We start from the raw sequence: 11,763 nt of genomic DNA, 5'->3' as shown, positions 1-11,763 counted from the left end.
CAATGAAATCAAGAATAATAAAACCCCTATTACTCATTGCCGCACTTTCCGCAGGAGTGACCTCTTGCGAGCGCTATTTAGACATCACGCCAACGGGCAGAGTGGTGCCACAGACCGAGGAAGATTTTAGAGCCTTGCTCACCCGTGCCTACCAACAATATCCGCAGCACAAAGCCTTGCTCAACTTAAAAACCGATGAGGTGAAAGCGGGCAATTCTTCGGAAAGCCTAAAAGCCATCTACACTTGGAGCGAGGCTAATGCGACTTCCGAGTCCATCAATATGCCCTATGCCTCTTTCTACGAGGTGATTTTCAACACCAACTACATCATCAAAAACTTAAAGGTGTATAATGCTAAAAACGCCGTAACAGACCAGATTTTAGGCGAAGCATTGGCGCTAAGAGCCTACACTTATTTTCAACTTTTGGGAATTTATGCCCCAGCGGTTCAGCCTCAAAATGGTGCCGAATTAGCCGTACCATTGGTAACGGATATCAATCTGGAAGGCAGTTTCCCAAGAGCGACTTTGGCGGAAGTCTACCAGCAGATATGGGCGGACCTCAACCAAGCCGAAGGGCTATTGCAACAAGAAAAGTATGAGGCAGGCTACAATTACCGCTTTACCACCACGGCGCTGCACGCCTTTAAAGCCCGCCTACACCAGCATCGGCAAGAGTGGGCGCAAGCGCTGGCAGAGGCAGAGAAAGTCTTGGCGGTTAATGCCGAGTTGGAGGACTTCAACCAGTTCACAGTTTTGCCCAGCCATTACCAATCTAAGGAATCTATTATGAATTTAGATTTGGCGGTCAATGCCACCACCTCTCGCTTTTCAAGGGTGAGTGATGAACACTTGGCGCTCTTTGACCAAAATAACGATTTGCGCTTTGCACACTATTTTAAGAAAAACGGCAATGCTTGGCAAACCACTAAATATAAAGACAACGACTATAAATGTAGCTTCCGTGTGGCAGATCTATTATTGATAAAAGCCGAGGCAGAGGCGCATTTAGGGCAAGAAGCGGCATCTAAAAGCACGCTAATCCAACTGGCAGAAAAGCGGTACAACGCCATAGGCTTGCAGGCTTTTAAGGCGAAAATCAATGCATTATCGGGCGCAGATTACCTGCAAGAACTTTGGAACGAAAGGGCACGCGAACTTTCTTTTGAAGGTCTTCGTTGGGGCGATTTAAGGCGCACCACCCAACCTGAAATTACCCATATTTTTGATGGGCAAACCTATAAACTTTCCGCCCAAGATGCACGCTACACCACGCCTTTCCCTAAAGAAGCAAGGCTCAAAAACCCACAGTTGTAGGCTTTTGTGGAGGAAATAGCGCGGCTTAATATCGGTTGAATGTGCTCTTCGTGAGAACCGCCCACCGAGAGGGTGCATTCCTCAATGCAGCGCCATTCTCCATCTTATAGTGATAAAAAAAATTTCTATGCTTATCGGATTTTTTTCTATAAGCATAGAAATTTTTTTTATAAGCATCGGATTTCTGTTCCATAGGCATAGCCTTTTTATTTAATAGGCATAGCTTTTTTATGCCGTGCGGAAAGGGGAGGGGGCGAGCGCTGATCCTCATCTGTGATTAAGCCAGTCCAAAGGGTAAAAAAGTGTGATGAGGGAGAAATTTAAAATCGTTTTAAATGAGGTTTAAAACAGACAAAAGAAGATGAGGTTAATGTTTTTTTATTACCTTTGCTTCACAAAAAATAAAGAAATGAATTTGATTATTAGACTTTTAGTTACGGCAGTATCTGCCTTTTTGTTGCAAAAAGTAATGAGCGGCGTTCACATTGATGATTTTGGTACTGCTATCTTGTTTGCTTTGGTATTAGGGATTTTCAACATTTTTGTGAAGCCCCTATTAGAGATGATCGGCTTACCGCTGACTATCCTCACGCTGGGGCTATTCTCTTTGGTGATCAACGCTGGCGTTATCCTTATGGTAGACTATTTTGTTGATGGAATGAGCATTGATAGTTTCTGGTGGGCATTAGGCTTTAGCATTTTGCTGTCTTTTGTAACCTCCTTGCTCAATAGCCTTCTCCTCAGAGACTAAATTTTTAAAGAAAACCACTAAAAAAATAAACCGCCTAATCAAAGGCGGTTTTTTTGTTGAATGTATAGGTTGGCTTTTCCTCTCCTTATAAAAAATGTTTAAAAACCAACCATTTGGTTTGGTAGTAATTTCGTTTTTGATGTGGAGCGCGGCGGCGCCAAGTTTCGGGGGCTTGGGCATAGAATGCAAAATGCGCCCTAACCACCGCCCACAGATGGGGTAAACCATTTTTTAAACCAAAATAAATCCCAGCAATGCCATCTAAACAAAGCCTAAAAAAGATAAGCCATAACAGATGTTTAGGTAAGTTTTTGAGCAACATTGAGAGATTATTTCTAATATTGAGGTAAGTTTTTTGCGGATTTTGTTTATTTAAAGTACCGCCTCCCACATGGTAAACGGTAGAAAACCCAGTGTAATAAATTTTTCGTCCTTGGTTCCTCAGTCGCCAGCAAAGGTCTATCTCTTCCTGATGGGCAAAAAAGCGCTCATCAAAACCGCCACAACGCCAAAAATCTTCCCGTCTGATGAAGAGGCAACAGCCTGAAGACCAGGATATTTCTTGCTCATCATCATATTGTCCGTGGTCTTTTTCCAATTGTTCAAAAATCCGACCTCGGCAGTATGGATAGCCTAAATTATCGATAAGTCCGCCCGCTGCCCCTGCAAATTCAAAATAGCCTTCTTGGTTAAAATCTCGGATTTTAGGTTGCACTGCCGCAATGGTTTCATCACGATTAAAGAGGCGAAGGACAGGGGAAAGCCAGCCTTCGGTTACCTCTACATCAGAGTTCAGCAAGCAATAGAGTTCGGCAGAGATGTGCTTTAAGCCCTCGTTATAGCCTCCTGCAAAGCCTTGGTTGGTTTCATTCCTGATGATGCGAACTTCGGGGAAATTTGTGGTCAAAAACGCAATGGAATCATCGGTAGAGGCGTTGTCTATCACATAAATTTCGGCATTTGGAGAGTGTTTGATGACATTCGGAAGAAACCGCTTGAGCCAATGTTTGCCGTTCCAATTGAGAATAGCGATAGCGAGGTTCATAGGATGCAGATTTTAGGGTTTTATGAGGTTTTATTTTTTTAAAGCGTGTTGATATTTCCAGCGTCTATGGCTCCACAACCAGTTGTCAGGGTGCTTTCGGATGGTGTTTTCTAACAATTGATGAAAGCGATTAACCACTTCGTAAGTTTCAAATTTCTCTCCATTTTTAGGGTAAATTCTGTGGTAATTCACTTGGTAGTAGCCTCTTTTAACTTTCTTCATTTCGCAATAAATAAAGATGAGATCCATTTTGGTGGAGAGCTTGTCGTAGCCGATAAAGGTAGGTGTATCTTGGTTGAGAAATTTAAGCCCATAGTGGATTTCCGAAATATGCGGTGACTGGTCAGCCACAAACATATAGATAGAATTGCCATCGTTCGGCGTTTTGAGCATTTGACGGATCACCTGTCCTGCCTCCAGCGGTGTATTCCCAAAGCGCCCACGCACCAACTTAATTTTTTCTTCCCAAAATTGATTTTGAATTTTACGATAAACAGGGTAGGAATGTTGCTGAGGAACTACCGTTGCCAAAGCGTTAAACCATTCCCAATTGAACACATGCCCAGAGAGGAGAATGACATTTTTGCCCTCTTGTTTGGCTTGGTGGAACCAATGTTGGTTAAGGTGCTGCACCCGAACGCGAAGTTCCGTTTCCGAAATGGTAAAAGCCTTCAGCGTTTCCACAAGATAGTCCGAAAAATCACGATAAAATTGTTTTGCAATAGCGTTGATTTCCGCTGATGACCGCTCTGGGAAGGCATTACTGAGATTTTCTAAAACCACTTTTTTTCTATAGCCTAAAATAAAATAAAGCAACACAAAAATGACATCAGCAAAGAGATAGAGCACCCGCAGTGGCAGTTTTGATATTAAAATGAGAATAGAAAATAAAATACGATTCAAAATAAAATAATTTTTCGGCAGCAAATTTACAAATTGTAAACTATTTAACATCTCTAAAATTTAATTATCTTTGGGCTCTAATCTTAAAAATTTCAAGACAATGAAAAAATCCATTTTGATATTAGGCGGTTTATTATTCGCTAACTTGGCACTTTATTCTTGCCAAAGTAAAACAGAAACGGCACCTGCCACCACGCAAGATTCTATAGCGCTGAAAAAACAAAAAGCCGCAGAGGAAAGAGCGCGCTTAGAAAAGCCTTACCACCCTGAGGAAGATGCAGAGGCGAAGCTTCAAGAATTGGTAAAACAAGCCCAAAAGGAGCATAAAAATATTATGATACAAGCGGGCGGCAACTGGTGCATTTGGTGTTTAAGGTTCAATGATTTTGTGAAGAAAACACCAGAACTTCAGTCTATTGTAGATGAAAACTACTTGTACTATCACCTCAACTATTCCAAAGAAAATAAGAACGAAGCCATTTTTGCTCGTTTTGACAACCCAGGGGCTAAATATGGCTATCCTGTTTTCATCGTTTTAGATGAAAATGGCAAAATGCTCCACATTCAAGACAGTGCTGTTTTAGAAGATGGCAAAGGTTATGGCGTGGAGAAAGTTAAGACATTTTTCAACCAATGGAAGCCTAAAAAATAAGGCAACAATTAGAATTTTTTCTTTCTAAAAAAGATAAAGGTCGCGAGGACAATGGCTGCCATCACCGCAAGTGTGATAAAGTACCCCAACGGATGGTGGAGCTCTGGCATAAACTCAAAATTCATCCCATAAAGCCCTGCAATAAAGGTAATAGGGAGAAAATACACCGAGTAAATGGCTAAGAGTTTCATCACTTGGTTGGCTTTTTGGTCAGAAAGTGCAATATACATAGAGATCAGGTTGGTAATCTGCGAGTTGAGGTGGTCAAAATCTGCCATCACATCTTTCTGTTTGTCAATTAAATCTGCAATCTCTATATCTTTGAGGTTGAGGTATTTAAAGGCATTGATCCAATCTGAAGACATACTGAGCACGCGCGTGTTGAGTCCTGCCTTGCGCTTGATTTTGTAGAGCTTTTTAATCGGGTTATAGTTGGGATTATTCTGTAAAAAAATCTCGTTTTCTATCTTATCCACAATTTCTACCAGCCGTTTACTCTCATCATCAAAAGATTTCATCACCTTTAGCCCAAGGATCAAAGCGAGCTGGTCTGCCGTGGTGTTTTGAAACTGATAAAGATGATCTTTAATGCGGTTGATGAGCTCTTTCGTACTATTATTATCCGCTCTGTGGATGGTGATGAGCGTTGTTCCCACGATGAAAATCCCGAGTTTGGTGCTGATATCGTTCACGCCGTTAAGATTTTTCCGTTGCAACTCTATATTCTCCCGAGTGAGGAAGAATTTAACCCCGTCTACTTGTTCAAATTTAGGGAGATGGCTGGGGTCTATGGCATCTTCTAAGTGGAGCTTATTGATTTTATAAGTTTGGTGTAAATATTCCAAATCCTCTCTATCAGGGGATTTTACATCAATCCATTCACAAAAAGGGTTGCTGAAAATAAGTGCTCTTGCCATCTTGCAAAAATAGAAAAAATATCATTTCTAAAACACCTATTCATCAGATTGGCGTTTTATTTTGGGAGATAAATAAGGAAAGTCTTATTTTTGCAGCCTAATTTTTTTGATATGCCAAAAACGATAATCAAAGGAATGGGCTACTATGTCCCAGACCATGTGGTAACCAATGATGATTTATCCCAGCGGATGAACACCAGTGATGAATGGATTACCGAACGCACAGGAATTAAGGAAAGACGCCACCGCAAAAATAAAATAGACGCCGAAGAAACCACGGCATATTTAGGCTACCAAGCTGCTACAAAAGCCCTTGACAAAGCGCAACTTACCGCTAAAGATATAGATTACATCATCTTTGCCACGCTGTCGCCAGATTATTTTTTCCCTGGTTGTGGGGTGATATTGCAAGAGATGTTAGGTTGCGATACCGTTGGCGCCTTAGATGTCCGCAACCAATGTTCGGGCTTTGTGTATGCTATGAGCGTGGCAGATGCCTTTATTAAAGCGGGTGTTTACAAAAACATCCTTGTGGTAGGCGCCGAAATTCATTCTTTTGGATTGGATTTTTCAGATGAAGGGCGTAATGTTTCTGTAATCTTTGGTGATGGTGCAGGGGCAATGGTCTTATCCGCTACCGAAGATGAAAACGCAGGTAATATTTTAGCCGTAAATATGCACTCCGAAGGGAAATACGCCGAAGAATTAGCCGTGAAATTCCCAGGAACGAAATACGGCTGGAGCGATAGACTTCTCACAGAGCCAGAAGCCATTACCAAGAAAGAACTTTACCCTTATATGAATGGTAATTTTGTCTTCAAACACGCCGTTACGCGCTTTCCAGAAAGTATTTTGGAGGCTTTAAATAAAGCGGGCAAAACCATAGAAGATTTAGATATGCTGATTCCGCACCAAGCCAACATCAGGATTGCGCAATATGTACAGCAATTGCTCAAACTACCAGAGGACAAAGTCTTCATCAATATCCAAAAATATGGCAACACCACGGCGGCATCTATTCCAATTGCCCTCTGCGAAGCCATAGAAGAAGGCAAGGTAAAACGCGGCGATTTGGTCTGTTTATCTGCCTTTGGCAGCGGCTTCACTTGGGGAAGCGTGTTGTTTGAGTATTAGGAATAGGAATTTTATCAACTCTATTTTAAGGACAAATTGAAAATATATTATTCCTATAGATTTTTCAATTTTAAGTTATGATAGAACGACAATAATTGACGAAGCCTCAGCGTACGCTGAGGCTTCTATTGTTGCGGTGCATCAAGCCAACACCACACGCTAAAATTATTTTAGAATATAGCGGTTCACTAAATCTTGAGCTTCTTTGGTTTGGTTGGGCTCTAATTTCATCAGAGGACCGTAGAGGTGCACATCTTTAGTTTTAGGCTGTGTGTAGAGGTCTTTTTTCTGGTCTAATCTGGTTTGCCACGCTTGGCGTACGGCAGCCCACAGTGGAGCATATTCCTTCCAGAATTTTTGTGCAGGCAGGCAGCGGGCATCATCTACTTTGGTGTATTTTTCCTTTCCAATTTCTTCCGCGATGATGGTATCAGGCTTGCCGTCTTCTCTTAAAATTTTAGTATTGTCTTGAAAATGAAGCCAGCCCCAAGGCATAATTTCTTGTCTGTTGGTACGGTTCAGTACATTATAATCTTTCCTTGTGGTGTACTCTCGGCGGGGTAGTGGCGCATCAGCATTGGCTTCCCAGTAGTTTTTGCCATCGGCGTGTATCCAAGTTCCAGAAGCCGAATAGCGTGGCGCATCATCAACTTGATAAACCACTTGCGTCCATTGTCCCTTTACGGCATCTGCAGGTAAAGATTGGAATTTCCAATGGTTTTCTTTGTCAAAGGTATAAAAATCAGTGTTTTGATAGAGCCAATCTTGTCGCCAGTGTTTGACTATGGCATCTTTACCTTCGCCCTCTGGATTAACGACAAGAATGTGCTGTAGCACAACTTTGCCAGGTTTTTCATCCGCAACGGTAATCCATTCTAACGCACGAGAGTGATAGCTGTCCGTTTTTTCGTAGTCTTTGTTAGGGGAGAAAGTTTCTGCAAAGTTGAAGGATACCTTGTAGCACCCCGTCATCGCCTTGATGGCGTTCACATCTTCTTGTTTTTGAGCGTAGGATAAACCGCAAGCGAGGAATAGCCCCAGCGCTAATTTCTTTTGAGCTAAAATAGTATTAAACATAGTTTGATAATTTTTCGTTGCAAACTTAATTAAAATTATTCTAAATAAAAACTGACAAATATCATTAAAACTTATTTAGAATGTTTAAAAATAATAATTTACTTTTGCCTCGTTCTTATTCTTAATGATGAAGATAAGAGAAAGAAAATGAGCGGATCAGCTTATAAAACTATCAATCCGAGATGTTGTAAATGCAAGATTATGAAGAAGCCTAATGCTACCATAGCCGTTGTATTTTTGTTGCCCTCTTTGGTTTGGGGGCAGTTTAAAAAAGATACGATTAAAGAGATAGAGCCTGTTGTGATCTCGGGCAATACCTTTGAGCAAAAGGCTTCCGAAGTGCCCATTCCGATTCGGATTATCGACAAAAAACAAATCCAACAATCAGGGAGCAGGCGGCTGAGCCAAGTGCTTTTGGAGCAAACAGGCTTGGTGATTACGCATAATCACGGCACAGGCGTTCAAATCCAAGGGATGGGCGCCGAGTATGCCCTAATTTTAGTGAACGGAATGCCGCTTTTGGGCAGAATGGCAGGGACTTTAGACCTATCCCGAATTACCGTGAATGACATCCAACGCATTGAGGTGATTAAAGGTCCGAGTTCCTCGCTGTATGGCTCTGATGCTTTGGCTGGCGTGATCAACATTATTACCCAAGAGCCTAAAACCACGCAGGGAAGTTTGAGTATTAAAGGCGAAACCAATACCACGCTGGACATCAGCGGCAACCTGAGTTGGGTGAAAAACCGCCTTTCCGCCGAGTTTTCTGCCAATAGATATTCATCGGAAGGCTATGGTTTTCAAGATGATGAATATGCCAAAACCGTGAATCCCTTTGAAACTTATACCTATGCCACCAAATGGACTTATACCTTTAACCCCAAGTGGAAAATGCAAGTCTATGGGCGTTGGTACAATGAGAAAATAGATACAAAATCTCGCTATCAGGGCGAAAAAATAACGGGCACCTCTAACACGGTGGATTATAATATCGCACCCACGCTCACTTGGCAGCCATCGGAGAAGGTAACCTCTGTGCTAAGACTCTACCACACAGGGTTTCAGAATAATAGTGAACTTCGGTTTTTGTCCGACCAAAGCCTTTTTGATGATACTTTCTACCGTGAGCATTACCACAAAGCCGAAAATTTTACCGAACTGAAATGGATGCCTCAACTGCAAACCACTTTTGGCGCAGGGGTAATCTGGCAAGACATCGCGGCAACAAGGTATGATGATACCAAACACGCTACGCAATATTATGCATTGGCTCAGGCTTCTATCAAACCAATGGAGCGTTGGACTGTTTTGGCAGGGTTCCGCTGGGATAGCAATAGCATTTTTGGTTCGCAGTTTAACCCTAAACTCTCCACCGATTTTAAATTCTCCAAAACCATCACGCTAAGGACATCGGTGGGCAGAGGTTTTAAGGCACCAGATTTCCGCCAACTGTACCTTAATTTTACCAATAGTTTGGTGGGATATTCGGTGTTGGGAACACAAGAGGTGCAAACGATGATGGCAAAAATGCAGCAACAAGGGCTGATTAGTCAAGTGCTGATTTCTCCAGAGCACATTGCAGATTTAAAGGCGGAGAGCTCTTGGGCGTGGAATTTCGGTGGTGATGTTAAACCGATAAAAAACTTGAAAATCAACCTCAATATTTTTAGAAATCAGATTAAAAATTTAATCAATACCGCGGCAATTGCCAGAAAAACCAATGGTCAAAATGTGTTCTCTTATCGTAACCTTGACCGCGTGTTTACCCAAGGTATAGAGGCGGAACTAAGTTGGCAAATAGCGCCTTACCTTAACTTTTCAGGCGGTTACCAATACCTTGAAGCCAAAGATGAAACGGTATTAGAAAAAATTAAAAATGGCACCATCAGTAGCGGCGAGAATGATGCTGGCGTGCTCATCAAGCTCAAGCCTCACCATTATTTTGGAATTATAGGTCGTAGCAAACATACCTTTAATGCTAAAATTTTCTATCAAGACCAAAATGGCTGGCTGGCAAATGTCCGCACCATCTACCGAGGGCGTTATGGCTTTGCGGATTTAGATGGCAATGGCATCATCAATAATAAAAAGGAAACGGCGCCAGGGTATGTTCTGATGAATACCTCGGTGGGGAAAACTTGGCAACGCCGATACACCGTGCAGGTGGGCGTAGATAATGTGCTCAATTATCGAGATGCCTATTACAACCCCGAGTTCTATGGCAGGTTGTGGTGGCTTAATTTCAAAATAGATTTATAAGAGAATATTAACAATTAAAAAAGATTAGCAATGAAAAAAATCCTATTCGGCGTATGTGCAGCTATGGTGCTGTATTCATGCTCAAGCGACAGAGACGAGCCTATTGTAGAAAATCCAGCGGCTACGGTACAAGTCAAAGAAGTGAAAAACCTTAAAGTCCACAGTGCTTATAGCGATGGCGATGCCAAAAACTTTACGCTCTACAGCCTGAAAGAGAACAAACAAGTAGATGATAAAGAACTTGCCACTGCCAAATGGGATATCGGTTTTAACGGCACTACCATTATCGTGAATAGTTATACCAGAAATAAAGATGCCAAAGGTGCTGCAGCGCTTATTGAAAAAGCCTATGAGGAAGTAAAAGAAGCGCCAGAAGATGCTCAAATGAAGATAGACGAGTTGGTAAATGGCAATTATGTTCTCGCTATCCCTACAGGGTCTGGCAAAGGTTGGTACAATTATGATTTTTCTACCCATACCATTACGCCTATCAAAGCGAAAACCATCGTTATTAAAACGGCAGAGGGTAAGTATGCAAAATTGAAAATTGCCAGCTATTATAAAGATGCACCAGAGCAACCAACCAACCCTAAAGATTTAGGCTACTATACCTTTACCTATGCCTACCAAACCAACGGCAGCAAGGTTTTTAGTAAATAAAGTTAATGTGTTATCATAAGAGAAAAACCGCTTCGGCATTGGGCTGAGGTGGTTTTTTATTTTGATGATGAAATTCAAAGGGGTTACTTCCTTTCTTCTTTAAAAATAGGAAAAGAGACTTTGGCTTGCTGTTGAGCCATTTTTTGTTTTAGTTGGTCTAAAAACCGAGTGTAAGCCTCATCTTGCAGAAGAGGGCGGTGCTGTAGTCCATTCAAAATTTTAAAATTCTCTTTGATGAAATCGCGGGTTTCTGGTGCTGCATAAGCCGCCATAAATTGCTCAAAGATATAATCCACAGCTTGTGGCGTGGGGTGGATCATATCCGCCTTGTAGAAACGGTAATCCCTTAGATCATCTACCATAATTTCATAAATGGGGAGGTAGTGGGCGTGGGGCAGCTCGGCAATCACTTGGTGGAGTTGGTTGATGAGTTTCGCTTTGCTCCATTGGTTTTCTATCATGCCTTCTTTGGTGTGTCGCACTGGCGAAATACTGAATAAAATCTGAACATCCTCTGGCGCAATGTTTTGGATACAAGCGATGGTTTCTGCCATAGCGTTTTGGATTTCTGCATCGGAGAGGAGGCGTTTAGAAAACCGTTGTTGGGGGATTTTATGACAGTTGGCTACAGGCTGGCGCGTGGGGAGGTATTCATAAATAAAACTGGTGCCATAAGTGATGATGACCCACTGTGCCTCTTTAAGAAAATGATGTGCCGACTGGATATTCTGGTTGATGTTCTCTAAAACCAAAGTTTCATCTTGGTGGTCAAAACTGGTGTGATGGTCTAACGAGAGGTAGCGCCCATTTTCAAAAATCAAATCAGAGGCGGTGTAGTGGTGGTTGGCGGTAATCCGTTGCATCGCTTGGTGGATAGAATACGGATTAAAAATAGTGCCGAAGGGGTTGTGCAAAGTCCGCAATTGCCCATCAGAAAGCCGTTGGCTCATCTCGGAAGCAAAACAAGAGCCGATAGAAAACACTTGATGCTCTACCTTAATGCGCTGTGCCGTGGTCGCCACGATGTTCACTTCCGTTCTGAGTTTCAT

General features: G+C 42.1%; 12 protein-coding genes. 6 read left to right on the top strand and 6 right to left on the bottom strand.

Annotated features, from left to right (window positions below; genetic code table 11):
• Window positions 1-2: 2 nt before the first annotated feature.
• Window positions 3-1,316 (top strand): RagB/SusD family nutrient uptake outer membrane protein, encoded by a 1,314-nt coding sequence (locus NYR17_RS06980; protein WP_302505003.1) that lies wholly within the window; start codon window positions 3-5, stop codon window positions 1,314-1,316.
• A gap of 25 nt (window positions 1,317-1,341) precedes the next feature.
• On the opposite strand, the gene NYR17_RS06975 is transcribed toward NYR17_RS06980, so the two are convergent.
• Complete coding sequence (locus NYR17_RS06975) at window positions 1,342-1,509, bottom strand: hypothetical protein (protein WP_302505002.1); 168 nt, start codon at window positions 1,507-1,509, stop codon at window positions 1,342-1,344.
• A gap of 216 nt (window positions 1,510-1,725) precedes the next feature.
• On the opposite strand from NYR17_RS06975, the gene NYR17_RS06970 reads away from it, so the two are divergent.
• On the top strand, window positions 1,726-2,067 hold the full coding sequence (locus NYR17_RS06970; RefSeq protein WP_302505001.1) for a phage holin family protein: 342 nt from the start codon (window positions 1,726-1,728) through the stop codon (window positions 2,065-2,067).
• A gap of 85 nt (window positions 2,068-2,152) precedes the next feature.
• On the opposite strand, the gene NYR17_RS06965 is transcribed toward NYR17_RS06970, so the two are convergent.
• A complete protein-coding gene (locus NYR17_RS06965; RefSeq protein ID WP_302505000.1) occupies window positions 2,153-3,112 on the bottom strand; it encodes a glycosyltransferase family 2 protein in 960 nt (319 codons plus the stop codon).
• Between the two features lie 30 nt (window positions 3,113-3,142).
• Complete coding sequence (locus NYR17_RS06960; protein ID WP_302507033.1) at window positions 3,143-4,018, bottom strand: lysophospholipid acyltransferase family protein; 876 nt, start codon at window positions 4,016-4,018, stop codon at window positions 3,143-3,145.
• 97 nt (window positions 4,019-4,115) lie between these two features.
• Here NYR17_RS06960 and NYR17_RS06955 point away from each other — a divergent pair, with 97 nt between their 5' ends.
• Window positions 4,116-4,667 (top strand): thioredoxin family protein, encoded by a 552-nt coding sequence (locus tag NYR17_RS06955; RefSeq protein WP_302504999.1) that lies wholly within the window; start codon window positions 4,116-4,118, stop codon window positions 4,665-4,667.
• 8 nt (window positions 4,668-4,675) lie between these two features.
• Here the strand turns inward: NYR17_RS06955 and NYR17_RS06950 are convergent, their stop codons facing one another.
• Window positions 4,676-5,584 (bottom strand): CorA family divalent cation transporter, encoded by a 909-nt coding sequence (locus tag NYR17_RS06950; protein WP_302504998.1) that lies wholly within the window; start codon window positions 5,582-5,584, stop codon window positions 4,676-4,678.
• A gap of 111 nt (window positions 5,585-5,695) precedes the next feature.
• Here NYR17_RS06950 and NYR17_RS06945 point away from each other — a divergent pair, with 111 nt between their 5' ends.
• Window positions 5,696-6,718 (top strand): 3-oxoacyl-ACP synthase III family protein, encoded by a 1,023-nt coding sequence (locus tag NYR17_RS06945; protein WP_302504997.1) that lies wholly within the window; start codon window positions 5,696-5,698, stop codon window positions 6,716-6,718.
• A 165-nt stretch (window positions 6,719-6,883) separates the two neighbouring features.
• Here the strand turns inward: NYR17_RS06945 and NYR17_RS06940 are convergent, their stop codons facing one another.
• A complete protein-coding gene (locus NYR17_RS06940; RefSeq protein ID WP_302504996.1) occupies window positions 6,884-7,795 on the bottom strand; it encodes a DUF6607 family protein in 912 nt (303 codons plus the stop codon).
• Window positions 7,796-7,996: 201 nt separating this feature from the next.
• Between NYR17_RS06940 and NYR17_RS06935 the strand changes: the two genes are divergently transcribed.
• Both NYR17_RS06935 and NYR17_RS06930 read left to right on the top strand, forming a co-directional pair.
• Window positions 7,997-10,054, top strand: coding sequence for a TonB-dependent receptor plug domain-containing protein (locus tag NYR17_RS06935; protein WP_302504995.1), 2,058 nt, complete (start codon window positions 7,997-7,999; stop codon window positions 10,052-10,054).
• Window positions 10,055-10,084: 30 nt separating this feature from the next.
• Window positions 10,085-10,714, top strand: a complete 630-nt coding sequence (locus tag NYR17_RS06930) for an HmuY family protein (protein WP_302504994.1) — start codon at window positions 10,085-10,087, stop codon at window positions 10,712-10,714.
• Window positions 10,715-10,797: 83 nt separating this feature from the next.
• On the opposite strand, the gene NYR17_RS06925 is transcribed toward NYR17_RS06930, so the two are convergent.
• Window positions 10,798-11,763 (bottom strand): GSCFA domain-containing protein, encoded by a 966-nt coding sequence (locus NYR17_RS06925; protein ID WP_302504993.1) that lies wholly within the window; start codon window positions 11,761-11,763, stop codon window positions 10,798-10,800.

The sequence above is a fragment of the Riemerella columbina genome, from assembly GCF_030517065.1.
Lineage (GTDB): Bacteria > Bacteroidota > Bacteroidia > Flavobacteriales > Weeksellaceae > Riemerella > Riemerella columbina_A.
The sequence above is the reverse complement of the archived record's forward strand: the minus strand, read 5'-3'. Positions and strand labels throughout refer to the sequence as shown.

Coding starts and splice junctions, on each gene's coding strand:
- NYR17_RS06955 (WP_302504999.1), top strand. CDS start 4,116: ATGAAAAAATCCATTTTGATATTAGGCGGTTTATTATTCGCTAACTTG.
- NYR17_RS06970 (WP_302505001.1), top strand. CDS start 1,726: ATGAATTTGATTATTAGACTTTTAGTTACGGCAGTATCTGCCTTTTTG.
- NYR17_RS06945 (WP_302504997.1), top strand. CDS start 5,696: ATGCCAAAAACGATAATCAAAGGAATGGGCTACTATGTCCCAGACCAT.
- NYR17_RS06925 (WP_302504993.1), bottom strand. CDS start 11,763: ATGAAACTCAGAACGGAAGTGAACATCGTGGCGACCACGGCACAGCGC.
- NYR17_RS06965 (WP_302505000.1), bottom strand. CDS start 3,112: ATGAACCTCGCTATCGCTATTCTCAATTGGAACGGCAAACATTGGCTC.
- NYR17_RS06950 (WP_302504998.1), bottom strand. CDS start 5,584: ATGGCAAGAGCACTTATTTTCAGCAACCCTTTTTGTGAATGGATTGAT.
- NYR17_RS06940 (WP_302504996.1), bottom strand. CDS start 7,795: ATGTTTAATACTATTTTAGCTCAAAAGAAATTAGCGCTGGGGCTATTC.
- NYR17_RS06980 (WP_302505003.1), top strand. CDS start 3: ATGAAATCAAGAATAATAAAACCCCTATTACTCATTGCCGCACTTTCC.
- NYR17_RS06930 (WP_302504994.1), top strand. CDS start 10,085: ATGAAAAAAATCCTATTCGGCGTATGTGCAGCTATGGTGCTGTATTCA.
- NYR17_RS06975 (WP_302505002.1), bottom strand. CDS start 1,509: ATGGAACAGAAATCCGATGCTTATAAAAAAAATTTCTATGCTTATAGA.
- NYR17_RS06935 (WP_302504995.1), top strand. CDS start 7,997: ATGAAGAAGCCTAATGCTACCATAGCCGTTGTATTTTTGTTGCCCTCT.